Below are 25,643 nucleotides of genomic sequence, written 5' to 3' on the forward strand. Positions count from 1 at the left end.
CCATTCCCTTTTTATATAGCTTGTCTTAAAAGGGAGAAATTATGATTGGAATCTGTACAAAGAAAATCCAGGGAAGAAACAGTTTGATCCTGTTCTTCCCTGGAATAATTTTAACTAATCTGGCTCCACAAACTAGAACGCTCATTCTTTTTTAATGATATAATAAAGGGACAATTGCATAGCCGAGTGGGCGGTTGGTCACTTCCTTTCAAGGAGGTGATGCCTTTGACCACATACGAAGCAATAAGTTTGTTAATACAGCTAAGTGCTGTAATTTTAGCAGCTTGTTCAATCGTTGTGACATTGATTATTTTCTTTGATAAAAAGAAATAACCGTCCCTCAGCAAAGGTTCAACGGTTATTTCAGACCCAGGACCAACCGCTCTTTCTGCGGTTAGCAGTTGTAGGACTGGATATTAGCGTATCCAGTCTTTTTATTGTATGATTCTATTTTCATTATATACAGAAACTTTGTCGTATTCAACATAAACGCAAGTTATACAGCGAAAGCAACGATGAATCTCACACTAACTTCTGCTAGACTAATAGAAATTGCAATTCTCCAAATAAATCCGAAAGTTGGTGAAGCTATGAATGTTTTTCTAATACTCACGCTCCTCATCTCACTAACCATAACTGTATTCATAACAATTAAAGGATTAAGAGCAAAGACGAGCGAGAACATGATACTATATCAATCCTTGCCGATATTCTTTTTATACAACTTTTTATTAATAGTAATACCACTATTTTTCAAGTTGTTTCCGGAGCCAGAAGTAGATAATACCAGTTTCATTGTGGCTCTTTTATTTCCTGGGTTTAATTCACATTATGCCGGTCTCTTATTCTTTTTACTTTTTCCGATCTTCTTAATTCTATTATTTTCTATGACGATATTAGGTGTTAAAGGAATAGCCCAGTGGAAGACCAAAAAGGATAAACTCCTACTTGCAATTTCTATTGTTTCCACTTTAAGCTTCGTAGCTATACCTTTTACGATCATTCTATATCCATTTATCACTATACTCATCGTATGTATTAAAATGGTGAGAAGGCAGAACCAAAAAACCAACCCTATTTAGGTGCAAAAAAGCTGATTGAACAAATGTCTCTAAGAGCATTCATTCGATCAGCTTTTACAATTCTATTAACATTCCCACCGCTGCTAACTCAATGTTTTCATTACCCTGCTTTTTCGCACTAACTATTAAATCGTTTAAATCACCGAAATGTGGAAGATGTGTTAATAACACTCTTTTCGCTTTTGATTGATATGCTAGTATTCCTGCATGCTCCGAAGTCATATGTCCCGAACCTGCTCCGTCCATTCCTTCATATAAGCTACATTCCGTAATAAGCAAATCGCTATCAGCTGCAAAGGAAACTAAATCCTCTGTAAAGCTAGTATCCGATGTAATCACAATACTTTTGCCGCCACATACTATTTTGATGCTAAACGTTTCTACAGGATGGATGTTTTTCATAAAAGTGCAGATGAATGGTCCAATTTGAAACTGACTCTTTTCGTTAAATGAAGTAAATCGGGAATAACCAACAGTCTCCACCTGCTTTTGCATCCCCTCATCTGCTGGGCCATAAACAGATAATTCTTCAGTTGCTCTACCTAACTGTGTATTCACCAATCTTGAGAATAAATACGTGCCAATATCGCTGAAATGATCATAATGATAATGAGTTAAAAGGACATGATTAATATCATTTAAATCAATATAATTTTGTAATTCCGTTAACACACCACTACCACAATCAATTAGCAAAGAAAATCCTTCATGTGTTATTAAATAGCCTGAACATGGACCATTCTTTTTTGGAAATCCTCCCCACATACCAATTACTCTACATTCCATCGATTTCGCCTCTTTCTCTTCATTGATGAATAAAAACGACTGCCTATAAACAGTCGTCTCCCTTAGTTATATTATTCAGCCCCAGCTTCCAACAAAATCGCTTCAATTTCTTTAAATCCCTTTTCCCTAGCATGCGCTAGAGGGGTGACGCCATCCTTATCGGCAATATTTACATCTGCACCGTGCTCGATTAATACACGAATTGTTTGCTGCTGTTTTTCCGAACCATCATTTAAAATAATTGCTTCAAGTAAAGCAGTCCACCCTAAATTGTTTATATGATTGACATCCGTCTTTGTATTGGTCAAAAGCTCTTCGACTATCTCTACATACCCATGCTCTGAGGCCGGGATGATCGCAACGCCGCCGTAACGATTCGTAATAGTTGGGTCAGCTCCAGCTGCAATCAGTAGCTTCAAGATATCCATATATCCTTCTGCTCCAGCATACAAAAACGGATTATTTAGCATATCATCCTGGATATCCACATTAGCCCCAGCATCCACTAAAAGCTTGACCATATCTGCATCATTCGCATATGTAGCAATCATGATGGCTGTTCTACCTTGTTCATCCTGTGCATTTATATCGACACTTTCCTTCAGTAACCCTCTAACTGCATCAAGATCTTTTGCTTCCACTGCCTCAAACAATTGCTTATTCATCGTCTCATCCTCTCCTCCATTCATAGTTATACAACCCTGGAGGACAAAAATGATTCCAACTAATAAAAGAAGTTTCTTCATAGTATCCTCCTGTTCTTGCTATCATCATACTAATCTTCTAAAATGGACACAATAATCTATTTATAAATCATTCGATATTCCATATTTATTTAAACTCTACTACTCCACGATCCATCTCAAATAAACCATCAACGTATAGCTCAGGAGAACGTTCTGAACCAGATTTTGAATACCTCTCGACATGACTGACATTAATATTATCAGCATCTGTAAAATCAATATGCGCAATTGCTACCCAGTACGCAAAATGGTTTTTCTCATATAATGGGCTTGTGATTCGTTGACCCAGCTGGTTATCAACAACAGCTTGCGCCTTCATACTTTTAAAACTTCCAAAGCCGTTGCTAATTGCACTGTAAGCTGCAAACAATACATATTTCAATTTGGAAGGATCGTGAATAACAATCGTTTCTTTCCCTGCCACTCGACTATCACCGTCGAGCGTAATAAATGGCTCACGATTAGCATTCCCCATTGAACGATAGTACACTTTTCCAGTATCACCATTTTTCAATACATAAAAGCAATATAAATCTAGATCCTTTTTGGGATTTGCCCACTCCAAAGTCGCAATAATTTTATTGGACTTAGCGATCGATATGGATTCTTTTTTCTTAAGATTTATATTCATTTTCTCCAAATTTGGCTTTTGTTTAATCGGTGTTTCTATAGGTGGAGGGGTAGGCTCATTCTGTGCACTACTTGGGCTTTCTTCAATCTCTAACCCATAGTTTAAGCATAATGCCTCCAAACCTCCATTAAATCCACTACCGATCACATTAAACTTCCACTGTCCTTGATACCTATACAGCTCACCAACAACTATCGCTGTCTCCTGTTGTAAGTCATCACCAAACGAATAAGTATATAAAACAGTTCCTGTTACAGCATCTCTAATAATCAGCTCTAATTTGTCTACTTCTTGAAAACGCAAATTTTGTGCGTCCCCTTCATGAATAGTCAAAGCAATAGCTATTTTTTCAATTGTATCTGGTACTGAATTTAATTGAATTGTAATCGAACCATCTAAGGCTGTTTGTTTTGAATAGCTAACTGATTTATCTAGACTTTGTGGCTGCCCATAAAAGATAAAATGTTCATCTTTTTCACAGCGATTGCTAGCTTGCAGTAGAAAGGAAGAAATATCTAGCTCCATTTGTTTCTTCGGTGTTGACCATCGCACAAAACATTCGAGTTGTGTTATATTTTCTATTTTAACTTTCTGCCCCCGTTGTATTTGCATGAAAACACTCCTTTAGATTGTTACCTACATTATACCTGGATTTACAATATATTTCTGTTTCCCACATCTAACACGAATGTTTCTGACACATCGACGATAATTCTTAATTAGTTTTGTGAAAAATATGAAAATAACGATAATTGTATACATTTATATCGTAAACGTTAATAATCTATTCACATATTTATAGGGATGCTACTATTCAATATGTAAGCGCTATCAAAAATAAGGAGGAAAATTGTGAATACAAAATTTAAAAAGTTAGGATTATTGTTAGCAAGCAGTGTTTTATCACTTAGTCTAGTAGCTTGTGCAAGTCCAGAAACTTCAGCGAAGAAAAGTGAAGGGAATAACTATCCCGAAAAACCATTAACCGTAAATGCCCCATCAGGTGCGGGTGGTGGTCTTGATACAACTGCCCGAGCTTTATCGAAAGCATTGATGGAGACAGGATTAATGAAAGAATCGTTAACAGTCGAAAACAAACCCGGGGGCGGTCAAGCTGTTGGACTGGCTGATTTTATAAGTCAGGATTCTACAGACCCTTATCGCTTGTTTCTTCCGTCTGTTCCATTACTCATAAATAACTTAAAAAAAGAAGGAAACAGTCCATATTCGTATAGAGACTTAACACCTTTAGCGCAACTTACAAAGGATTATGGTGCTATTATTGTTCCAGCAGATTCAAAATATAAGGATTTGAAATCTCTATTTGATGATTTAAAGAAAGATCCCGGATCACTAGTTTTGGCGGGTGGCTCAGCACCTGGTTCCCAGGATCATCTAGTAGCCATGCTTCCTGCTGTAAAAGCGGATGTTGATGTGACTAAGATCAGATATGTCTCCTATGATGGTGGAGGCGAAGCAATGACTGCTCTAATTGGTGGAAATGCCGATATTCTTGCTACTGATATTTCTGGTGCTGGAGAATTTTTAAAAGCTGGGAAAATACGTGTGCTTGGAGTTTCTTCTGCCGAAAGATTGAAAGGAACTTATGCGGATATACCGACATATAAAGAAGCTGGAATAGATGCTGAATTTACAATTTGGCGTGGCCTTTTCGGACCAAAAGATATGCCCCAATATGCTGTTGACTATTGGAACAAAACATTAACGGATTTAACAAAAACTGATGAGTGGAAGGAAGTTCTTGAAACAAATGGCTGGGAAGATGGCTATAAAAACAAGGAAGAATTCCAAACATTCTTAGAAGAACAAGAAGTTTTAGTACAAGAAATACTTGAATCATTAAATATGCAAAAATAACTTTTCTTTTGCATCAACTAAGTAAGTTCAACATTTAATATGGGAAGAGGGTGCTCCTCTTCTCTTTTCTAATTGGTAAACTTAACAATTTTTTTAAAAAGGAGATTTTGAAGATGAACAAAGAAATAGAGCCAATCAAAAATAAAGTGCAAGAGGTATTTAGTAAAAATGCGGAGAAATACGTAACAAGCAGTACACATGCAAAAGGTTCTGATTTAAGCCTTATCCCTAGTTGGTTAGACCTTCCAACTAATTCGATTGTACTCGATATCGCGACAGGTGGTGGGCATGTGGTTAAAGCATTAGCGCCATATGCATCACAAGTTTTTGCCACCGATTTAACGTACCAAATGTTGGAGGCAGCTAAGCGTCACTTGGATCAGACAGAGTCAAATATTTCCTATGTAATTGCAGATGCAGAATCTCTACCGTTTTTAGAAAATACATTTGATGCAGTCACTTGTAGGATTGCACCTCACCATTTCCCTCATCCCGATAAATTTGTAAAAGAAGTGGCAAGAGTATTAAAGCACGGTGGAAGGTTTTTACTTATTGACAACATTGCGCCTGAAGAAAAGGAATTAGACGAATTCGTTAACATTCTTGAAAAATTACGCGATGAAAGTCATAACCGTAGTTGCTCTATAAACGAATGGAAAACATGGTTCGAGGAAGCAGATTTAACTTTGTTAAAGGCTGAAGCACGTAAGAAAACTTTTGATTATCCTGATTGGGTAAGGCGTACAACGATGTCTGAGGAACAAGTTAAAAGAGTAGACTCCCATTTGCTCCTCGCTAACGACAGTATCATTAACTATTTTTCAATTCAAACCTCAAATGAAAGTATTCAATCGATTACAATTGATGAATGGATGGCGTTAGCAATAAAAAAATAGAACTAGGAAAGAAATACTGAGTCTTGGATGGATAACTCATCCGTAAACTTCCAGTATTTTCTTCCTAGTTTTTTACATGTTTTATGTGCAAGTTTACTTTTTACGATACCTTCGCTCAGGACGTCCAATTGTTCCAAACATCACTTCTACCTCTAATTCACTATTAGATACTAAATACTCCAGATAACGTCTGACAGTAGAGTGACTCGCCCCAAGTTTTTTTGCCAATTCCTCCGCATTTGTGCTAACACTCATTTCCTTTAATTTCTGTTTAATTTTTTTTAAGGTATGCTTATCTATGCCTTTTGGCAAGTCGTTCGTTTTAGTTTCAATTAGAATCTGTTCTTCACTTTCCTTCATTCTAAAAAAAGTATTTACATCATCTTGTTGTACTGTTTCCAAGCTCGACAGTTTCATCCTCGTTTTTTTGTAATGCTCAAGTGTTTCCATGAACTTATCTAGCATAATCGGTTTCATCAAGTAACTGAATGCCCCACCCCTTATAGTTTCTTTTACGGTATGAACATCATTTGCTGCGGTAATCATGATCACATCAACATCTCTACACTTTTTTCTAATCTCCCACAATAAATCAGTTCCCTTTATATCTGGAAGAAATACATCTAGTAATATGAGGTCTGGGGTAAATACATTAAGTAGCTCTAATGCCTGTTTACCAGAACCTGTAGTTGCTGCGACTTGAAAACCCTGTACTTTTTGAGTAAATCTTTTATAAATCATTGTTGCCGTCTCATCATCTTCAATAATTAGCACCTGAATCATTTGATTTGACATATAACCTCACCCCTCACTTTTTAGGTATAGAAATGGTAAATCGGGCACCACCAGAATCACTCGTAGTTATATAAATTTGTCCTTGAAGAAGGTTTATTGTATTTTTAACAATTGCCAGTCCAAGACCGTGATTTTCCCCTTCTTTTGTAGTGAAACCCTCTTCGAAAATCTTTTCCTGCCATTCTTCTGGAACACCTTTCCCATTATCTTCTATATCAAAAATAATGTCGCTTCCAAAATCGGTAAATGACACCTTTACATATGCTTTCTCCCCTTTGGTCTTGCTTGCTGACTCCATTGCATTATCTATTAAATTACCAAGGACTGTTAATAGTAATTTTGTATTTAAAGAAGAGGGAATTTGTTTCAAGTTACTGTGTTTATCAATTTCAAATTCAACCTTTAACTCTTTTGATCTATTAATTTTTCCAAGAAGACACGCGGCTATAAAAGGATCTTTCACAGAAGCAGATAGGAAAATCACTATATCCTGCCTCTCTCTAACTTCTTCGGAAATAAGTTTCCTTACTTCTTCATATTCCTCTAGAGTTATTAGTCCATAGATAGTATTTAGCTTGTTTAAATATTCATGATTTTGAGCACGCATATTGTCAGATATGCCCTTTATTGTTGACAGTTCATCTATTATTTCTTCAATCTCCGATACTGGTCTAATCGTTAATACAGCCCCGCTTGCCTGTTCCTTCAGCAAAATTGGAGCAGCATCTACCATATATAGCTGATGCCCAAATAGAAAGTTTTGATTGACTGAGCTTTGTTTAGTTTGAAGAATTGTATCAATCATCTTGATTAAACGGGTGTTAATAATTTTCCCACTAGTTTCTATTTGATCATCTCTTAGCATTTCTCGTGCGCGCTTATTCATTGACGTTATTTCATAGCGTTTGTTTACCGCAATTGTAGCGTCACGTATAAATTCAATCGTTGCTTCTTTTTCTTTAAATAAAAAGGAAATTTCTTCTGGCTCTAGATTGAAAATTAGTTTTTTTACTCTCCTTGCAATAATGACAGCTCCTATGAAACCAATTAATACGATGAATATGGAAAACTTAAATATTTTAAAGCGATATTCTTCCACTCTTCTATGTGATTCAGAATTCAAAAAACCAACCGAGGAAACCCCTATAATATTTTTGTCCTTATCAAAAATGGGTGTTTTCGCTTTAATAGCCGAGCCCGAAATTCCAGTTCCTTCATATACAATAGAAGCTCCTTCTTCAAATACTCTACGATTACTTGTACCCATCTGTTTTCCGATATTTTCACTCAAATGATGGGAGTATCGAATATTTTCTTTGTTTCCAATGACCACATAGCCCGCTCCAGAGGATTTACGAATCTCCTCTGCAATCGGCTGGATAGCCAAAGAAGGATTGGGATCATCGAATGCCTCAATAATTTCTTCTTTTTGAGCAACCATTTTTGCTACAGTCATCGCCTGATTTCCTAAAGATTTCTCCGTAATATTTTCTATCATCGATGAAAAGATAACGCTTACAGAAAACACTGTTAGAATAACCACAATGGATATAAGCCCACTTATTTGAGTTAATAACTTTGGTTGTTTATATTTCCTCCTCACAGATTAGCCCTGCTTTCCTATATACAATCTATGTAATTACTTCGATTTATCATTGTTCAACTATTCCAAGCTCAAACAATAGTTTTAAAAAAACGCAGACTCTCATAGACAGAGTCTGCATTTCTATTAATTGCTGTGTAACCACGGATGATAAATCAAAGTCTTTTAACAAAGGTTCGACGATTATCTAAGACACAAGATCGACCGCTCTTTTGCGGTTATGAGTTGTAGGACTGGATATTAGCTTATCCTGTCTTTCTTTGATTTATCTCTAAATTCATTATATACAGAAAATTATTCACATACAACATAACAAAGTTTAATTTAGTTTAAAAGCCAATTCAATAATTGTAAAAACTTTCTGTTCCTTTTGATGGAATATATCAAAGAATTCTTTTTCTATGCCTGTTAAGATTGTTATAGATTCTAGGTTTACTTTCAAATAATTCTAATTTTCTCTATAATAAATGAAAAAGGAGGATATCCAATGCCAGTTTACAACAAATTAGTACGCGACCTAATACCACAAGTGATCGAAAACGCAGGTAGCAAATTCACTACACGAACGCTAGATCCTTCCGAACACTTAACGGAAATAAAGAAAAAACTATATGAAGAAGTACAGGAATTCCAAGAAACGTTGAACCACCAAGATGCACTAGAGGAATTAGCCGACATTTTAGAGCTAATCCATGCAGCCCTTCCTATTCATGAAGCAACTTATGAAGATCTAGAGAAAATTCGCATAGCGAAGAAAGAAAAACGTGGTGGATTTGAAGAAGGAATTTATTTGATAGAGGTTGAGGATGAGTAAGTTACGGCTTATTACATCGAATCTAATTCAAGATTTAACGAAGCTTTCTGCGGATGCAACTAGTATTTACTGGGTAACTGCATTCGCGATGAAATCAGGTGTTAAGCTAGTGCTTCCTGCGTTAAAAGAAGCACTAGCTAGAAATACAGAACTTAAAATATTAGTTGGGGATTACTTATATATTACGCAGCCCCAAGCACTCGAATTGCTGTTAAAGGAACTACCTGGAGCAGAAATCAGATTACATAAAAGTAGCGGTATCTCCTTCCATCCGAAGGCTTATTTGTTTCGCTCTGAAATAAACAACCATTTAATCGTTGGATCTTCCAACCTATCTGCCTCTGCACTGCAAAGAGGTGTTGAATGGAATCTATATGCCCCTGCCGAAGTTAGTGGACTTGTTTTCGAGGAAGCAACAGATGAATTTATGAAACTGTTTTATTCAGACTCTACCATCTCATTGAATAAAGAAACGCTAGAAACGTATGCAAGTGCATATGAACAAGCAAACCTGACAGTTCCTTTAAGTCAAAAATGGACTGAGTCGGAAGAACAAGAAGTGATGTTTGGACCTATTGTTACTGAATCAAAAATTCATGAACAACCGGAACCCTATATTACAGAACCGACTGAGCTCACTCCACGTCCAGCACAGGTTATGGCTTTAGATGCATTGCAGGAAACCATGCAAGATGAATATGACAAAGCACTCGTCGTTCTAGCAACTGGCCTTGGCAAAACCTATTTAGCAGCTTTCTTCGCGGAGCAATTCGAGCGAGTGTTATTTATTGCGCACCGGGAAGAAATATTGAACCAAGCAAAAGCTTCATTCTTACATGTTCACCCTGAAAAAAAAGCAGGTCTATACAATGCTATCGAGAAAAATAAGGATGCTGACTTTGTCTTTGCATCCATTCACACACTAACTCAAAAATTCCATCTAGAGCAATTCAATCCACAAGCCTTCGATTTAATCGTAATCGATGAGTTCCATCATGCAGCAGCTCCAAGCTATGAACGAGTGTTAGAGCACTTTAAGCCAAAGTTCCTACTTGGCATCACTGCAACACCTGACCGTTTAGATAACAAAGACGTCTATAGCATCTGTGATGGAAACATCGCTATTCGTATTCATTTTATCGATGCCATTCAGCGAAACTGGCTGTCTCCCTTCCACTATTACGGAGTTTACGACGACACAGACTACTCCCAAATTCGGTGGTTGGGTACAGGCTATGATGAGGAAGAACTATCGCGGGTTCAATTAAGAGAAGAAATGGCGGAGAAAATATTACAGGCTTGGATAGAGCGGAAACAAACAAGAACTATCGGTTTCTGTTCCACTGTTAGACAAGCAAAATTCCTTAGTAATTACTTTGAAAAAGCAGGCTACCGGTCTATAGCTTTGAGTGGAACGACACCAAGAAATAATCGAATGAGTGCTAGAAAACAACTGGAATCCGGACAACTCGATATCATTTTTACAGTAGATTTGTTCAATGAAGGCGTCGACATTCCAACAGTAGATACTCTTCTCTTCGCACGTCCAACAGAATCGATTACAGTATTTACCCAGCAAATTGGTCGTGGGCTTCGTCTAGCAAAAGAAAAATCGTACTGCGTCATCATTGATCTGATCGGAAACTATCGTAATGCAGATACAAAGTTAACTGTATTCACACCAGATTCAACTGATAAAGCTCCGTTAAATATAATTCAAACTTCCTTACCAGGACAATGTGTATTTAATCTAGAAACAGAAATTATCGACTTAGTAAAAGAAATGGCAAGAAAAGTTGCATCCCATAAACAGCGACTCATCTATGAATATTTCCGACTAAAAGAAGAAATGGGAACAAGGCCATCCTATCTCGAGTATCATCTTAAATCGGGAATTATCGCAACAAACGTTAAAAAGGAATTCGGCTCCTATGTAGGAATGCTAAAAGAAGCTGGGGAATTAAATGAGCAGGAATTAGAAGCTTTTGAGCTTTATAAAGATTGGCTAGAAGAAGTAGAAAAAACAGCCATGTCTAAAAGCTATAAAATGGTTTTACTGAAATACATGCTTTCAAGAGGTGTAAATCATTGGCATGAGCCTGTAAAAGCGGAGGAAGTTGCTCCCTTCTTTGCCGAGTACTTAACAGCGAAGGAATATAGAAGAAAGATTGATGTGATTGATACGGATTTGAAGAAAGTTGCTTCCTTAATTGAGCGTATGCCTATGACTAAATGGAGTGGGTCCTCTAAAGGGAAGATTACATTTGAAAATGGGGTATTAAAGTTGAATTTCAATGTGATGGAATCGGTGAATGATATTGTGTTTGAATGGACGAAGGAGATTTGTGAGTTTCGATTGCATTGGTATTTTGGGAAGAAAGGTGAGAAGATTTAAAGGTATCTATTATAGGGTAGATACCTTTAAATCTGCCTAGAACTAATGAACTTTGGATTATAATTATAAAACATAGAGTCTTAGCGTAACTAAACTTTAAAACGATATCCTTTATCGAGATATTTTCTCTGCAGCTCAAGATACTCTTTAGAAAACTGTTTAACGCCTAATTCAGTACAACCATCATCAATTACATCCTTCATCCTCTTATCTACAAAATGGTAGACTTCCTCAATGTCTCTAATAATTTCAGGTTTGTTCTGATCGTATAGTTTTAGTAATCCTTTTCGAATGTCTTCCATTTGTTGTGGAGTAGTAAAGCCTGGTACTATGCCATTTGCTTGCATGTTAATTCTATCTAATAAAATGGATATCGGATGTTTATTGTCCTTAGGTATTGTATTAAAACTATCAATTATATTAGACATTTCTTCTTGGAGGTCCTCAATTTTTATCATTAAAGCTTTTTCAATGGAATTGTTTGATGGAATTTCTATCCTAATCGGTTCCATGTTGTCATCTAAACCCAAATGGCCTTTTACTATTTCTCTAACAATTGGATACGCATTCTTTACTATATCAACATCCCTTACACTTTCTATTCTTTTATCACCATGAAATAAATTGTTCCTTACTTTGTTTAATATGAACATTAAATTACGTAAAGCTAGCCTTGGGTTTCTATCAATATTCCTTTTTAGTTTTTCTTGGTCTTCTGATGTATCAGCTATTTCTTGTTTCTTATCTAAAAACCTAATAGACGGAACAATATCACAGAAAAATTTTACTTCTTTATAAGTTAAGATATTTTTAATAGTATCATCATTAATTTCGTTGGTAATTGACTTTATTTTATCTAATTCTTGACCTTCCCGCCGTCCATAAATGGCGTTGAAGGATATCCATATACTAATAAATTGATCAAAACTGTCATCACAATCTACCGCTTTTTCATACCATCTTCTAGAAACTTCCATAAAATTCTGCATAATTTCACCCTTCATAAATAGTATTATTCATAAACTATTTCTTTTCAGAAAAAGTTGTAAAGATATCATGAAACAAACATCTTCTTTAACGGTAGTAAAGCCCTTAAATCTGTAGGTATATTTTCTTAGCATTTCATAACTAAATCAAGTAGCTCTTCAAAATCTACTAATACTTGGTTAACCTAACTGCTCCTTGTTAGGTTTACTTACCTTAAACACAGTATCATTAATTTTTGTTCCCTTTGTATAAAAAACATGAATGTTTCTAATACAAGGTAGCTTATTTAGACCTTCATTTTTACTCAACCCCCACTTCTTTTTTACTTCTGAGAATCAATTTTTCTTGTAGCTCCTGACTGATAAGTTCCGCTCTCTTTTGGAAAAACACATCGTAATCGTCATCCCAAATACCAAAACTGTCCATATCAATCAAATGAGACTTCATAGTTTCGTTTAGTTTTTTATTATTTTTTTTAAAGTCGCTCATGTAAATAGATGGAGCTTTTGCTCTAATCACTCTTTTATTTAGAAAATCATCAACAATCGTTATGTTCAAGATATGGTTGATATAATCTTCATGTTCTTTATTTTTTAAGTAAGCCTTTGGAAAGAAGTGATGATAGTTTTTGCTTGTAGCTATCTGCAACCAGGCATTATCAATATGAACTTTCGTATTATCAGCAAATGATTTTGGTTCTTTGGATGCTAATAAACATAATAACGCTTTAATGAAACTGCGTCCGGTTCCAAACCATCCTTGCTCAATAATTCTGTCTGGCGAAATATTTACTTCATAATCATAAGTTGGAAGTCCATTACTCAAAACCTTCTCAATTCTTTTTATATCTTGGCCAAGTTTTGTTTCTACTCCACTTGAATATCTTTCTGATAATGAAACTCTCCAAAAGAAATCCTGTAAGTATTCTTTCTTTTCATCAAGTGGTCGATCCGGATGATAGTAAAAAAAGTAAGAAAAAGGTGCTAATAAAGCATCATAAGGTAATATTTTGGATACAGGAATACCATATTGATTTTTAAAATAATCAATTGCTTTCTTTACTGCAACCGTAACAGGTTCCCAAGTATCAATAAATAGTTGTTTATCTAATTTAAGAATTTGCTTCCTAGTACAATCCTTTTTCAGAATAAGCGAAATGATTTGAAGAATGGTTGAACTTGAGATAGTTTTATAGTCTTCACCTAAATCATCCATCAATACTTCAAGTCTTTCAGCCAGATCAAAATTTTTGATTTGGTCATATGTTTTGGCTACCATAATTTCAAATAACGTCAGCGTTTTTCCTCCAACATTCAACCGTGTAAAAACTTCAGTCGCCACATCTAAAGGTGCATTCTTTAGAATAACTAATGAAAATTGATAAGAAGTAAACCTTGCTTTATAGAAATCTATTTTCATGAGACCCTGTTCTGTATATTTCTTTGCAAGTGCACCGATTCCACCATATAATAAATCGTAAATTTTCACATAACGTGTAGGATTCTTTATATCATGGTTTAATGTTACAACTTCTTCATCCTCTTTAGCCTCTAAATCTATATAAATTTCTGAGAAGTCATCTACTTTTCCATCTCTTAAGAGACTCAACCCTCTAAAGCATGTATACAAGCTCGTGATTCTTTGTTGCCCATCTAATACATACTGAGCAATATGTCCAACTGGAGTGTCTGGAAGGGTATGATTGCCAATATTACGAACGGATCGCAATTCTTCTTGTGTCTCCCAGAGAATGAAAGTTCCAATTGGAAACCCTTTTGCAATACTATCCAGTAATTGTGAAGCTGCTTTTTTTTCCCATACGTAATCTCTTTGGAATTGTGGGATTTTGACCCTTCCACTCTCAATATTATTTATTAACGAAGATAACCCCACGCTTTGTGGTTCGGGTTGTATCACTATCATTTTCCCCCTTAAATTTTTTATACTTCCTTAACCAAATAACTCTTTCATTCTCGAAATATTAGAAGTTCTAGTAGTATAAATATATTTTTTCCTGCGTCAGAAACAAATTGAAGAAACTCTAAACCATTTTAAGTTGCCCATTCACATGTAACCATCAATTAACGGAAAAAATGGTGACAGTGTCTCCAAGATTTATAACAATGATGAGGATCATTTACTAATGCATAAACATATTTTAAAGTAATTACTTTAATCATCCTAATCTCTCACCTCTTTATTGGCAAAGTTCTATGAATCATTTTTATTTTTATATTTAAAACCTAAGTATTTGGCCATTTAAAATCATTTTTATAATAGTTCACTTTCAAACGTTGTAAATCATATTCCCATTCGGAAATTGCATATCTGAATTTTTTACTACCAGTTTTCTGACCTTTTCTTAATTTCACATTTCCTACAATAATATATACCACCTTTTTTAAACCCATAGCTGAAACAGCTTCTTGTAAGATTGTCCATCTCTTTACTTTTGTAGAATCAGTAATCTGATAACCCATTTTCCGTAATGGACTCATATCTTTAAGTGCATACGAATCACCAAAATTAGTTGTTGCAACCGTTAATTCCGTAGAAGGCCTATCTTAGTTTTAATATCATGCTTTTTTTAACTTTCTTATTTTCTATTACATGTATATAACCAGGTTTAATTTCTTTTCTTATTCGTTTTAATTCTTGTTTAGTTACATAAAAATCCATTTTTTCTTGATTAGTCAAGGCGTTTATGCCAATTTTCTTTATTATTTTTGTCATACTTCCATTTTCATAGACAGCTAATTCAACAGGAGTATAAATCACCATTATCCATTTCTAATTTCTTTATTGTTGCACTTAGCACTCTATTTTCATCCTCTAATTTTCTAATTTTCTAATTTGAGTATTGTTATTACTATAGATATTATCAATTTCATCATTTACAAATTCCATGATTTTTTTCTTATATTCCACATTTAATCTTCCTCTTTTATCTGAATTGATAATGATCAAAGTATTTTTTCAAGACTCCAGCTTTTAGCTATCACCTCTTAAATAAAACTATCTCATTTTAAGATAAGCTCGTCTCTCCGCATAATTCGTACACTCCACACAAAGCTTAACTTTTTTACCTTGGGGATTTTTATATAGACGGTACGGACCAGCTTTTCGTTTGCATATCGCACATTTAGAACTAAAAATGCTAAAAATAATAATACATCTTCTTTCTATCTTATATTTTACGAACTGGTTGCTTGAATTATTTGATTTCCACATACATATAATAACCAGTCGATATACCTAACTGATTATTCAGAACTATAAATCCAGATGTAATCCCTTTCTTTTTTCATCTTTTCCCACATTCATTTTCATACCTTCATCCTAACAAAACCACCAATCATTGTAAATTGTATGTTAAAATATTCGGCATAGGTATACATATTTCGAGGATATACAACTATTGATATGAGGTGAGTTTAATGACTATCGTTCCTATGAACGAGAAGGCAAAAAGGTTAATTCAATATATTAATGAGCTTTCCCAATTGAAACAAAAACCTATTGCTAGTTATAAAAAGTATGATGAGGTTTTGTGGGTATCAAAGTTACCTGAAGGTGCAGAATGCCAAGATGCATTTAATAATAAGATAGTTGACTGGATATGATGGGGAAGAATTATCTCGTGTTCAATTATTAGAAAAGATGGCAGATATCGCAAGTCCAACAGAATTTGTTGCAGTATTTAACCACCAAATTGGTCTTGGACTTCGACTAGCTGAAGGGAAATCTCACTGTGTCATTATTAATTTGAACGGTAACTATCGAAATGCATATACAAAACTAACCGTGTTCACACCAGATTCCACCAATAAAGTTCCGCTAAAAACTATTCAAACTTCCTCACCAGAACTGTGTGCATTTAATCTAGAAACAGAAATTATCGAGTTAGTAAAAGAAATGGCAAAAAATGCTGCATCCCATAACCTAAGACTAATCTATGAAATTTCGATTAAAAGAAGAATTGGGCACTAGACCAACCTATCTTGACTATCATCTGAAATCCGGAACCATCGCAACAAACATCATAAAAGAATTCGTTTCATATGTAGGAATGCTGAAAGAAGCTGGAGGGTTAAATGAGCAGGAACTAGAAGCTTTTGATCTTATAAAGATTGGCTAGAAGTAGTAGAAAAAACAGCTATGACCAAGAGCTATAAAATGGTTTTACTTAAATACAAGCTATCAAAAGGTGTGGATCATTGGTATGAACCAGTAAAAGCTGAGGAAGTTGCTCCCTTCTTTACCGATTACTTAACTGCGAAGGAATATAGAAGAAAAATTGATGTGATTGATACCGGTTTGAAGAAAGTAGCTTCTTTACTTGAGCGGATACCTATGACAAAATGGAGCGGGTCTTCTAAAGGGTAGATTACTTTTGAAAATGGAGATTTTGCTTTGGATTTTGATGTGATTTATTCGATGAATGAGATTATTTATGAGTGGACGAAGTAGAGTTGTGAGTTTCGGTTGCATTGGTATTTTGAGAAGAAAGGTGAGAAGATTTGAAGGTACCTTAATTAAAAAGATACCTTCCACTAAATTAAAATAGTTAACTCTTGTAAATGGACTAACTGTCTATTACAATATTAATTTCAATTTATTTAAATTTAACTCTCTACTGAAATTCAAAGTTCTAGAATCTGATCATCGCTTGAGGAAGTGGAAGTGAAAATGATATCATGATTTTATTAAATCTCAACCTCCCAAAATAACTCGTCTAAAGTTTTATTCAGTTCTTTTGCTATCGCAACACAAATTTGAAGACTAGGATTATATTCACCTTTTTCTATCAGTCCAATCGTCTGTCTGGTTACACCTATTTTTCTTGCTAGCTGTTCTTGAGTTATTGAACTTTTAATTCTAGTGATTTTCACATTATTTTTCATTATCTCACCCTATTATTTGTAATATAAATTGCATTAGGTGTAGTAAAAAATCAAAATTTTCTTAAACTAACTGCCCTGGGATTTCTTAAGGATAGGTAAAAGAAAGAGAGAATAACTGTGAAGGCACTTTTTTAGTATAGAAAACTTAACAGTTAATGAGACAAGTAAAATCTAAGTATTGTTGTGATGAAAATACCTTTATTTGCCTTATTACCTACTAGGCTGCCCACAAACTTTTGAATTTCTAGACGCGAAATTGTAGAATCTAATTTCCATCGTTTTGCTTGCAAGTAAATCATGTCCATCGATTCCTTCATCACCGGATTTGCCAATAGCTTTTCCTGCGTCTTTTACAGATCCCCCATATCCCATAGCAACAATAAGTTCAACAATTAGCCGTTCAAAAAAAGCTGACGAACATTCTAAAATCTTATCTATAAGCAATTCTTGTATTTCATTTTTCAAGACATTATAATTATGTCCTATAATTTCTAAAGGAGTTTGTTCAACATCTCCCACTTCTTCAATTATAGGTTTATCAATTGTATTTTTTTTACAAAGTCATTAAAACTTTGATACTTACTTAAAAACTTAGTATCAATCCTCGTTACAGATGTATCTGCTAAAACTTTTAAACCATTATCTGTAATTTTAAATACAGCTCTGCTTACTACTTTGCTTAACCCAGCTTTTGATAAATAAGTTCTTGCCCATCCAATACGATTGTGCAACAATGTTTGCTTACCACTTGGCAAAAGTTCTACAATATCTTTATCACTTAAATGGAAATGGTTATCTAGTAGAACATATAGTTCTTGCAGTTTATACTCATTCCCATTTTCTAACTGCTTTAAAAATGGATACATAAAATCTTGATAACCTGGTACAGCCATTTTATCAACTCCTAATCTTATCTTAAAGATTGCCTAACACCGAATAATTTCTTATATTCTTGGACACTCTCAGAATTTTTAGGAGCAGGTTCTTATAAATTCCTTAAAATCTCATCCCGCCACCCAATATCAAAATTCGATGACAGCTTTTTAAACGATTTTTCTATATTCTCAAGGAGGTTAACTTCATTCATACCACTATGTAACATTTTCGCCAATTCTTCATTTTTCATTGGCATAATTGTAACTGTTTCTGCATACATATTAGACTTTTTCGAGGATTGTAATGGCACTGTTGCAACAGCTCGCCAGATATTTATGGTATTCTCATCAAGTTCGTCAGCAATAAATAAAGTAGTTACCCCTTTAGGGGCTGATTCAATCGATAGATTTGCTGCATGTCGCAAGACAGGCTCCCACTCACCACGTTTCTGAGCTTGCTTATTCATCAACGTAACTTCGAGCATTAAGATATAATCTCCATAATCTATTACTATGTCTCCTGTTCCTCCACCTGCGTGAGTTTCAGGTTCAAAATCTGCACTCATCGACAAATTCAAACTAGAGAATAAATCAAATTTTTGAGAGCTAATATGATACCAAGCAATCCCAACCACATACTCAAATATGGTTGGAACATCAGTATTTTCAGCAACCATTTGTTGAATTTTTAAGTCATTACTCCTATCTGAAAACAGAGGTAAAATTTCAAGTATCTTCTCTCGTGGGTAATGTGTTTCAATGTGTTGAATGAATGCATTGCTTGTTTTATTGAATATCACTTGACGAATTTCATCCTCACTAGAGAGATTCAATGCATCTTTAATTTCAATAATAGTTTTATCAACATTTTCTTCCTCATATCCAAGTATTTCTTCTAGGGTAAGATGATTTAAGAATGGTGAACTCATTTCCTTTTCATAACTCTCATAAAAAAGATTTTTTGACTCTCCGAATATCATATTCTCCAAATTAATCTTAGCAAAAAATTTCTTCCATAAATCCTGTTGTGCTAACTCAACCACACCATTTTTAAAACTAATAATACCTGTTACTTTTAATACTCGACGAGTAACATCACCATATTCTTGAATATTATCATGACGTTTTGAGGCTTGAAATTGTAAAAATAATTTTTCATTTATACCGTCGTTGGTAAGTATATCTAATTCTTCATTAAGTTGCATAAACTTACTAACATTTAATTTGTCCCTTTTATCAAAAGTGAAAACATTGCGACCAAAACCAAACGCCTTATTTATCATCATTTTTTTCTGGGTATCTGAAAAAGTTTCAACAATTTTTTCTAGATTCTCTTTTGTTCGTTCGGAATTAAATCTAATTAAGCATTCGTAAAAATCACGATAAACTGAGATGGTTTTTTCACTTTTCCCACTTGAAAAATTCCTAGTAAAGATTTCATTTGACATTGGCACAGGCTCGCTAATTATCTCATCGAAAGCTTCATTTAAAGTAAATGGAATATACTCTCTTTCCAACTTTTGGGCATGACCATCTAAAAACTCTTTTACAAATGTAGATGGTTCTACTGGTATATATGGATTCAACATTTGAATCATCGTAACAAACAATTCCTGACTTACTCGCTGATTATTTAAAAGAATATAAATTGCCATTAACATCGGAGAATAGTACATTTCCCCATCTTTTGTATAAATTCGTAATTTTAATAGTTGTCTAAAAAACATTAAATTTGTATCATCAATTGGTAATAGATTTTCAAATCTACTTCTACGCAATTTTTTGCCGTGTATCCATGATTTTCCCACTGGCGAAATTTGACGTTGTTCGTCTGACAAGCCAATTTTAACTAAATTACTTGTATAGTGGCGTGCTCTTGCCTCTATGGCGTTATCTAAATAATTATAAAGTTGCTTTAATTTTTGTGTTTTTTTAAGAAAACTTATATCTCCCTTATCAAATGCAGATTTTATATCTGGATCTTCCATAGCTTTAACAAATTCATCATACATTGAATGTTGCTTAAAAACTTCAGGAGAACTCTCAATTGCTTGCTCATAAAATCTAAATTGAGTAGACTCGTTTGGATAGCGTCCCCATACACCAGTCTCACTTTCTTCTAAAACTTGTTCTAGTATATTTGTATAAATATTATAAGCATTAATAACATCTTTTCTACGTCCATTAGTATCAAACAAATTAAACACCTGTTCAAGTTTTGTAACTTTCACTTTTATCCTCTTTTCTTTACAGCCATATTTTTATTACTTATAATTTTTTCCTATATGACTTCTTCTTGGAGTCGCATACTCATCTTGATTTTGATAATAATTATTCCAAAACTCCTCAGAACGAACTTCATTTGGAAATTTCTTTAAATATCGAATTGCTTCTAGAGGAGTTTCATTCATCATTTCCAACCAAGTAATCAATTCCACATATGTAAGTTTATAAGAAATATCTGAGATTATACCTTTATGTTCATCTAAATCTATTATCTCAATAACGGATAAATTTTCTGATTTATCTAGGTTATAATTGACAAGATATAATTTACCCTTTAATTTTTGTGTAGCTTTCCACAATGATATATACTTTTGCCGATTATCTGTTTTTCTTGGGTTTTGCCATCTAGGGTTTATTTCATTCATTCTTTTTGCAAAATCCTTCTGCTCTGACTCGGATATCCATGAGTATCTCATGGGGTGTGCTTGTAAATTATCTATTGGATTTTTCATTTTTTCTTTAGTCTCATTATTTAAAAATTCAATGATGGTATTAGTTTTATCTTCAAATAAGTCAAAGTCAAAACCTAACGTAGCTTGTTGTTCTAATGCGCTCTTTGTAATACCTAAACCAGTATCGTCTAACGTAAAATCAATTCCATGTATTTTTTCTAACACATCATGCACATAAGGATCTCCTTCGTTTTGGGTAGCTGAACCTAGCGTTTTAGACTTTGATTTACTCAAATTATCTGCATTTTTTAACACAAACCATTCCTTATAATCATTCCATTTATAATTTTTGGTTTCGTCCTTATGTCGAACAATAATATTAGATCCATTCTTATATTGATCATCATATATCACTCCAATCAAACTTATATGCGAAATTAGAGAAAGAGATTTATACTTTTTCTCTACAAATTTCACATTATCTTTCTTGCGATTATAAAACTCAAAAAATATTAAATTGCCATCAGAATCAAACTGTACCCTATCGACAGAATATATCATTTTTTCTCCTATTCTTTTACCATATTTGATAATCCAATTATAACAAAAAAAAAGCTACCATTTCAGGTAGCTACAGAATTAATAATGTTTTCATTGGTGAATTTTTTATTCAATTTTATAGTTTGTGATTAGAACCTCTTGTGTTTCATTGTCCTTAGCTTTTGATTGATAGTTTGAATTATTGTAATGGTAATTTAGAATGTGTTTTTGATATTTCTCTGCCCAGTTAATTAATAGAATGTTTTTTTGTCCTTTGTGGAAAGCAACATTAGATAAAGCCCACCGAGTTCCTTGCTCACTCAACTTATCTAGAAAAATAAATAAGTTCTTTTCATCTTTTTCTCCCCATCCTCCATTTTCATTATAGGTTGCATTTGAAATTAAATATGGAGGATCAAGATAAACAAAGTCTTCTTTTCCAATTTCAGTGAATTCTCGAAAATCCTTAGAACAAAAAACAAATTTTTTTTTCTTTAAAGTCATTTGGAAGTCTTGTAATTTCTTGACCATCTTTATATTAAAATCTCTCTTTCCAACAGGTAAGTTGAATTCACCTTTTCTATTAAACCGAATCTGGTTGTTAAAGCCAAACACGATTAAAACATAGAAAACGATAGATTTTAACTTATCATTATCATACATTCCATTATTGTAATCAGCCCGTAATTTCATATACTTTACTTTATTATATTTCCCCACTCCATCGGCAGAGCTAAGACCATAAAATTCATATCCATAAGTTTTGGTATCTGATAACTCATATTGATTAATAATTTCGTTTATCTTACACAAAACTTCATCATAACTGGTCCTTGCCAATAATTCATATAACTCAATTATACGTGGTTCTATATCATTTAAATAGATCTTCCCTTTAGGATTTGCATTAATACCTACGTTTGCACCACCTGAAAAAATATCAATAAAATTTTCGTAGTCAGTTGGAAATAAAGGAGCTAATTGTGGTAACAATTTATGTTTGCCGCCTGTGTAATTGATAGCAGATTTAATATACTTTTTTTCTTTGGAATTTTCTTTTGTCTTTGGATTAACTTTACATACATATAACAATTCTTTATGATCTTCGATATTTGTTTTTCCAGTTGTAAAAACTTTAAATGGAGTTTCATATACTGTTACTTCTCCACGTTTTTCTAACGACGTAATAATTTCTTCATTCGAAATCTTCGCATTAGAGCGTCCGTTTCCTTTCATTGCCATGTTATTATATGAAACGATAATATATTTTGAGTCAATATGTTCAATCAAATCATCAAAAACAATTGGAGCTTTCTGAGTAGAATAATCGCTCTTGATGTGCTCCCGATTAAACATTTTCATTGCAACCCCTGTAAGATGAGGTTTCATCCAGTCCACTATGTTTTCCAACAGATGATACGCATCGCCATATTGTCGGGAATTATAAGGGGTGTCTATGTAAACTAAGTCAGCCTTGATATTTCTTACCAAGTCATTGGCGTCCATACAATAAATTTCATTGTCTAAGTTTTCATTAAATTCAGGTACACGTAAAAGAATAGGCTTTAGGCTGTCCATTTTTTGACGATAGGCATCATAGTGTCCCACTGTATTTGCTACTTTATCCATTGCATAGATTAGAGAAGTAATTAAAAACGCTTTTTCACGTTCGTTTAAATCGGTGTATTCCTCTATACGGTCACGTATTGCCCCAATTTTAAGAGCATTTTTTAGAGAGAAATATTTATCTCCGAAATTAATTGATACATAATTATCTTCAAAAGCTTCTAAATCATTAAGTTCACCTATATACCTTTTAACTTTCTCATAGTCAACTTCGGCATTGCCAAACCAAGTTAGGTAAGATACATAATTTGAATGAAGTATATCATTAATAATAATTTTTTTTCCTTTTATTCGGAAAATATCTGCAACTGCACCTGTACCACCAAAAATATCTGCTACGGTATGGATATCAGTTGTATTTTCTGTTACTATTTTATCGATAAAATCTAGCATTTTTTGCTTTGAACCTAAGTAACGTCTGTTATGTATTTTCAGTTTTTCTCCTGGCTTGTCTAGAATTGTTATATTGTTTTGCTTTTCCTTTATTTTCAACAATTCTATTATCTCCCTTTCGTTGCTATCAGTCCATTCAAACCATCCGCGCCAATCTTTATGTGGAGTAGAAATTTGCCCTTCATTTATCCAGTTATGAAGTGTTTGTCTGGTAACTTTATGCGTCTTTTCAATCTCTTTTGTAGTTTTCATATTACACCTCTCAATGCGCAACTATGCAACTAATATGTTTTACAAGTAAAGATAATTATAGCACAACTATTTATATGTTAAAACCTATTTCCATAAAAAAAGGACTATTTCTAGTCCACTAAGAATTTTACAGTTAATTAATTGCCGAACAATATTTAAATGCTTTAATCTACCAAAGTACTCACCATCAACAAATAGAGTCCTATGTTCTTCTTTACCTTCAGTAGTATGATATTCTTTACAGTAAAATTGTTTTTCAATATCTCTATGAAATAATCGGAGATTGAAATGCTTGAATTGTTATGTATTTTTTTTAAATAAAGAAGATGTTCCATTATTTAATTTTTCTCTTTCATTTACAATATATTGTTTATATTCTTCATCAACCAACATTCTTTTGCCTATAGATAACATCATTTCGAGTTCTTCTTTGTCTAATTGTTTCATTGCTTCTAATACTAATTTAATTTCCTGCTGTTCCTCGTCATTTGTCATAAAAAATTCTCCATTTCAATTGTCAGGATATTATCCTGTTTTTTGGAATAATCTTTCCAAACTCATTTAAATAATTTTCCCAATAACTTAATTCCATCTTCTTTATAAGTAATAATATCAGATTTTTAACTATTTCAAAAGTCTTTAGATAATCTACATTTCATTCTTAAGAGTGTCTAACACAGGGAGACATTACAAAACCCTATAATTTGAACTTGTAATAGATACTTACAAGTTCAATCTTCTGTAAGCTCTCCAACTTATGTTAAATTTCCCTGAACCACCTGTATCCTTTCCCCCGAAATCCTTCTATTTAGTTAATGACAGCGACTTATCATTAGTGAAATGGGAGGATGGAAGAATTGACTATTTATCTAAATTATTTTCAATCATTTAACACCGTTCAAGAAATGGATATGCATGTGGAAAAACATGTGATGGCGAATTATGGGGAAATGAATGAAACGGATTGCGCTTTGGTCTCTTTGTTAGCACAGTATGCATGTAAGTTTCCAGGTGCTGCTCATTTGAAGGTGGAAACCATTTGTAAAGCTATGGATAAATCAGAGGCTACAGTTAGAAGAACTTTACGTAAATTAGAAAAGCTAGCGATTATTAAAAAGGTTCCAACTATTCGTAGGGTTTCTAAGGGTTATGGTGCTAATATCTTGGTTATTTTACCCTTTGATGACCACTCGCATTTGACTACTCGGAGAGAAGAGACAAAGCCTGTAAAACAAAGCGATGAGCCCATCATTTTGCAAAAAGAAACCAATATCTCTTTAATCTCTAAAAAAGAATTATTACATAATACGTATTCTAGGGAAAAGGTCTGCTCTGTAAATTCTGTGGATAACTATCCTGAAAACAGGAAGGCAACTTTCTACCAACGATTTAAATCTACCGTTTTTGCTATGCTGGGAAAAGATCAGCAACTAGTAAGCCGTTTATACGGAGTCTACAGAAGTCTCACTTACCGTACTATTCAGCTGTTTCCTCAAGAGCAGAAGTTTTATGAAAATGTAGGCTATCAAGTATTGACGATTTCGTTACATGCCATGAAAAAGAAAAAAATTCGCAATCTCTCAGGGTATTTTGTTGGAGTTTTTGAAGAAATTTGCAAACGAGAGTTGTTCGAGTTCTTTCAAGAACAGGAGGAGTGAATGACAACATCTGATACTTTTTCGATTCTTAACTGTGTCCCTGTGTCAACTATCATCGGAAGAAATACAAAACAAAAACCTCACAAAAGTAGAAATATCTTCTT

General features: G+C 33.8%; 24 protein-coding genes and 1 pseudogene. 10 read left to right on the forward strand and 15 right to left on the reverse strand.

Features of this window, described 5'->3' with window-relative positions; all coding sequences use genetic code 11:
• The first annotated feature begins 225 nt into the window (after positions 1-225).
• Positions 226-333 carry a putative holin-like toxin gene (locus BLR36_RS19065; protein ID WP_254771413.1) on the forward strand — a complete coding sequence of 36 codons (108 nt, stop codon included), beginning with the start codon at positions 226-228 and terminating at the stop codon, positions 331-333.
• Between the two features lie 803 nt (positions 334-1,136).
• On the opposite strand, the gene BLR36_RS13035 is transcribed toward BLR36_RS19065, so the two are convergent.
• The 3 genes from BLR36_RS13035 to BLR36_RS13045 form a co-directional block, all read right to left on the reverse strand.
• Complete coding sequence (locus BLR36_RS13035) at positions 1,137-1,868, reverse strand: MBL fold metallo-hydrolase (RefSeq protein ID WP_093062183.1); 732 nt, start codon at positions 1,866-1,868, stop codon at positions 1,137-1,139.
• A gap of 71 nt (positions 1,869-1,939) precedes the next feature.
• Entirely contained in the window at positions 1,940-2,614 is a 675-nt protein-coding gene (locus BLR36_RS13040; protein WP_139185097.1) for an ankyrin repeat domain-containing protein, read from the reverse strand.
• Between the two features lie 85 nt (positions 2,615-2,699).
• Positions 2,700-3,857 carry a TerD family protein gene (locus BLR36_RS13045; RefSeq protein WP_093062184.1) on the reverse strand — a complete coding sequence of 386 codons (1,158 nt, stop codon included), beginning with the start codon at positions 3,855-3,857 and terminating at the stop codon, positions 2,700-2,702.
• A gap of 240 nt (positions 3,858-4,097) precedes the next feature.
• On the opposite strand from BLR36_RS13045, the gene BLR36_RS13050 reads away from it, so the two are divergent.
• A complete protein-coding gene (locus BLR36_RS13050; RefSeq protein WP_093062185.1) occupies positions 4,098-5,123 on the forward strand; it encodes a tripartite tricarboxylate transporter substrate binding protein in 1,026 nt (341 codons plus the stop codon).
• Between the two features lie 113 nt (positions 5,124-5,236).
• On the forward strand, positions 5,237-6,019 hold the full coding sequence (locus tag BLR36_RS13055; protein ID WP_093062186.1) for a class I SAM-dependent methyltransferase: 783 nt from the start codon (positions 5,237-5,239) through the stop codon (positions 6,017-6,019).
• Between the two features lie 93 nt (positions 6,020-6,112).
• On the opposite strand, the gene BLR36_RS13060 is transcribed toward BLR36_RS13055, so the two are convergent.
• Positions 6,113-6,814, reverse strand: a complete 702-nt coding sequence (locus BLR36_RS13060; protein ID WP_093062187.1) for a response regulator — start codon at positions 6,812-6,814, stop codon at positions 6,113-6,115.
• 13 nt (positions 6,815-6,827) lie between these two features.
• Complete coding sequence (locus BLR36_RS13065; RefSeq protein ID WP_254771414.1) at positions 6,828-8,417, reverse strand: ATP-binding protein; 1,590 nt, start codon at positions 8,415-8,417, stop codon at positions 6,828-6,830.
• Between the two features lie 487 nt (positions 8,418-8,904).
• Between BLR36_RS13065 and BLR36_RS13070 the strand changes: the two genes are divergently transcribed.
• Both BLR36_RS13070 and BLR36_RS13075 read left to right on the forward strand, forming a co-directional pair.
• Positions 8,905-9,231, forward strand: coding sequence for a nucleoside triphosphate pyrophosphohydrolase (locus BLR36_RS13070; RefSeq protein ID WP_093062188.1), 327 nt, complete (start codon positions 8,905-8,907; stop codon positions 9,229-9,231).
• On the forward strand, positions 9,224-11,626 hold the full coding sequence (locus tag BLR36_RS13075; protein WP_093062189.1) for a DEAD/DEAH box helicase family protein: 2,403 nt from the start codon (positions 9,224-9,226) through the stop codon (positions 11,624-11,626). The genes BLR36_RS13070 and BLR36_RS13075 overlap by 8 nt, the downstream gene beginning before the upstream one ends.
• A gap of 89 nt (positions 11,627-11,715) precedes the next feature.
• Here BLR36_RS13075 and BLR36_RS13080 read toward each other — a convergent pair whose 3' ends face one another.
• The 3 genes from BLR36_RS13080 to BLR36_RS13090 form a co-directional block, all read right to left on the reverse strand.
• Complete coding sequence (locus tag BLR36_RS13080) at positions 11,716-12,615, reverse strand: hypothetical protein (protein WP_093062190.1); 900 nt, start codon at positions 12,613-12,615, stop codon at positions 11,716-11,718.
• 298 nt (positions 12,616-12,913) lie between these two features.
• A complete protein-coding gene (locus BLR36_RS13085; RefSeq protein ID WP_093062191.1) occupies positions 12,914-14,530 on the reverse strand; it encodes a GmrSD restriction endonuclease domain-containing protein in 1,617 nt (538 codons plus the stop codon).
• Positions 14,531-14,856: 326 nt separating this feature from the next.
• Complete coding sequence (locus tag BLR36_RS13090) at positions 14,857-15,093, reverse strand: hypothetical protein (RefSeq protein WP_093062192.1); 237 nt, start codon at positions 15,091-15,093, stop codon at positions 14,857-14,859.
• 957 nt (positions 15,094-16,050) lie between these two features.
• Here BLR36_RS13090 and BLR36_RS13105 point away from each other — a divergent pair.
• Genes BLR36_RS13105 through BLR36_RS13120 form a run of 4 tightly spaced genes read left to right on the forward strand, consistent with a single transcriptional unit; the run spans position 16,051 to position 16,999 of the window.
• A complete protein-coding gene (locus tag BLR36_RS13105) occupies positions 16,051-16,236 on the forward strand; it encodes a hypothetical protein (RefSeq protein WP_093062195.1) in 186 nt (61 codons plus the stop codon).
• A complete protein-coding gene (locus BLR36_RS13110) occupies positions 16,223-16,603 on the forward strand; it encodes a P-loop NTPase family protein (RefSeq protein WP_093062196.1) in 381 nt (126 codons plus the stop codon). Before BLR36_RS13105 ends, BLR36_RS13110 begins: the two co-directional genes overlap by 14 nt.
• Entirely contained in the window at positions 16,569-16,751 is a 183-nt protein-coding gene (locus BLR36_RS13115) for a hypothetical protein (RefSeq protein ID WP_093062197.1), read from the forward strand. The genes BLR36_RS13110 and BLR36_RS13115 overlap by 35 nt, the downstream gene beginning before the upstream one ends.
• A gap of 38 nt (positions 16,752-16,789) precedes the next feature.
• Positions 16,790-16,999: a hypothetical protein gene (locus BLR36_RS13120; RefSeq protein WP_093062198.1), complete on the forward strand. Its 210-nt coding sequence runs from the start codon at positions 16,790-16,792 to the stop codon at positions 16,997-16,999.
• Between the two features lie 320 nt (positions 17,000-17,319).
• Here the strand turns inward: BLR36_RS13120 and BLR36_RS13125 are convergent, their stop codons facing one another.
• The 7 genes and pseudogenes from BLR36_RS13125 to BLR36_RS13155 form a co-directional block, all read right to left on the reverse strand.
• Complete coding sequence (locus BLR36_RS13125) at positions 17,320-17,517, reverse strand: helix-turn-helix transcriptional regulator (RefSeq protein WP_093062199.1); 198 nt, start codon at positions 17,515-17,517, stop codon at positions 17,320-17,322.
• Between the two features lie 152 nt (positions 17,518-17,669).
• Positions 17,670-17,889, reverse strand: a pseudogene (locus BLR36_RS19250) (restriction endonuclease).
• Between the two features lie 155 nt (positions 17,890-18,044).
• A complete protein-coding gene (locus BLR36_RS13135) occupies positions 18,045-18,410 on the reverse strand; it encodes a winged helix-turn-helix domain-containing protein (RefSeq protein WP_093062200.1) in 366 nt (121 codons plus the stop codon).
• A 92-nt stretch (positions 18,411-18,502) separates the two neighbouring features.
• Entirely contained in the window at positions 18,503-20,623 is a 2,121-nt protein-coding gene (locus tag BLR36_RS13140; protein WP_093062201.1) for an AlwI family type II restriction endonuclease, read from the reverse strand.
• Positions 20,624-20,656: 33 nt separating this feature from the next.
• Entirely contained in the window at positions 20,657-21,631 is a 975-nt protein-coding gene (locus tag BLR36_RS13145; protein ID WP_093062202.1) for a hypothetical protein, read from the reverse strand.
• 105 nt (positions 21,632-21,736) lie between these two features.
• Entirely contained in the window at positions 21,737-23,881 is a 2,145-nt protein-coding gene (locus BLR36_RS13150) for a Dam family site-specific DNA-(adenine-N6)-methyltransferase (RefSeq protein ID WP_175454078.1), read from the reverse strand.
• A gap of 300 nt (positions 23,882-24,181) precedes the next feature.
• Positions 24,182-24,376, reverse strand: coding sequence for a hypothetical protein (locus BLR36_RS13155; protein WP_093062203.1), 195 nt, complete (start codon positions 24,374-24,376; stop codon positions 24,182-24,184).
• A gap of 362 nt (positions 24,377-24,738) precedes the next feature.
• Here BLR36_RS13155 and BLR36_RS13160 point away from each other — a divergent pair, with 362 nt between their 5' ends.
• Complete coding sequence (locus BLR36_RS13160; RefSeq protein WP_139185099.1) at positions 24,739-25,539, forward strand: helix-turn-helix domain-containing protein; 801 nt, start codon at positions 24,739-24,741, stop codon at positions 25,537-25,539.
• Positions 25,540-25,643 lie beyond the last annotated feature (104 nt).

Source organism: Psychrobacillus sp. OK028 (assembly GCF_900103605.1).
Lineage (GTDB): Bacteria > Bacillota > Bacilli > Bacillales_A > Planococcaceae > Psychrobacillus.

Coding starts and splice junctions, on each gene's coding strand:
- BLR36_RS13035 (WP_093062183.1), bottom strand. CDS start 1,868: ATGGAATGTAGAGTAATTGGTATGTGGGGAGGATTTCCAAAAAAGAAT.
- BLR36_RS13040 (WP_139185097.1), bottom strand. CDS start 2,614: ATGAAGAAACTTCTTTTATTAGTTGGAATCATTTTTGTCCTCCAGGGT.
- BLR36_RS13045 (WP_093062184.1), bottom strand. CDS start 3,857: ATGCAAATACAACGGGGGCAGAAAGTTAAAATAGAAAATATAACACAA.
- BLR36_RS13055 (WP_093062186.1), top strand. CDS start 5,237: ATGAACAAAGAAATAGAGCCAATCAAAAATAAAGTGCAAGAGGTATTT.
- BLR36_RS13060 (WP_093062187.1), bottom strand. CDS start 6,814: ATGTCAAATCAAATGATTCAGGTGCTAATTATTGAAGATGATGAGACG.
- BLR36_RS13070 (WP_093062188.1), top strand. CDS start 8,905: ATGCCAGTTTACAACAAATTAGTACGCGACCTAATACCACAAGTGATC.
- BLR36_RS13075 (WP_093062189.1), top strand. CDS start 9,224: ATGAGTAAGTTACGGCTTATTACATCGAATCTAATTCAAGATTTAACG.
- BLR36_RS13080 (WP_093062190.1), bottom strand. CDS start 12,615: ATGCAGAATTTTATGGAAGTTTCTAGAAGATGGTATGAAAAAGCGGTA.
- BLR36_RS13090 (WP_093062192.1), bottom strand. CDS start 15,093: ATGGGTTATCAGATTACTGATTCTACAAAAGTAAAGAGATGGACAATC.
- BLR36_RS13105 (WP_093062195.1), top strand. CDS start 16,051: ATGACTATCGTTCCTATGAACGAGAAGGCAAAAAGGTTAATTCAATAT.
- BLR36_RS13115 (WP_093062197.1), top strand. CDS start 16,569: ATGAAATTTCGATTAAAAGAAGAATTGGGCACTAGACCAACCTATCTT.
- BLR36_RS13120 (WP_093062198.1), top strand. CDS start 16,790: ATGGTTTTACTTAAATACAAGCTATCAAAAGGTGTGGATCATTGGTAT.
- BLR36_RS13125 (WP_093062199.1), bottom strand. CDS start 17,517: ATGAAAAATAATGTGAAAATCACTAGAATTAAAAGTTCAATAACTCAA.
- BLR36_RS13135 (WP_093062200.1), bottom strand. CDS start 18,410: ATGGCTGTACCAGGTTATCAAGATTTTATGTATCCATTTTTAAAGCAG.
- BLR36_RS13145 (WP_093062202.1), bottom strand. CDS start 21,631: ATGATATATTCTGTCGATAGGGTACAGTTTGATTCTGATGGCAATTTA.
- BLR36_RS13150 (WP_175454078.1), bottom strand. CDS start 23,881: ATGAAAACTACAAAAGAGATTGAAAAGACGCATAAAGTTACCAGACAA.
- BLR36_RS13155 (WP_093062203.1), bottom strand. CDS start 24,376: ATGACAAATGACGAGGAACAGCAGGAAATTAAATTAGTATTAGAAGCA.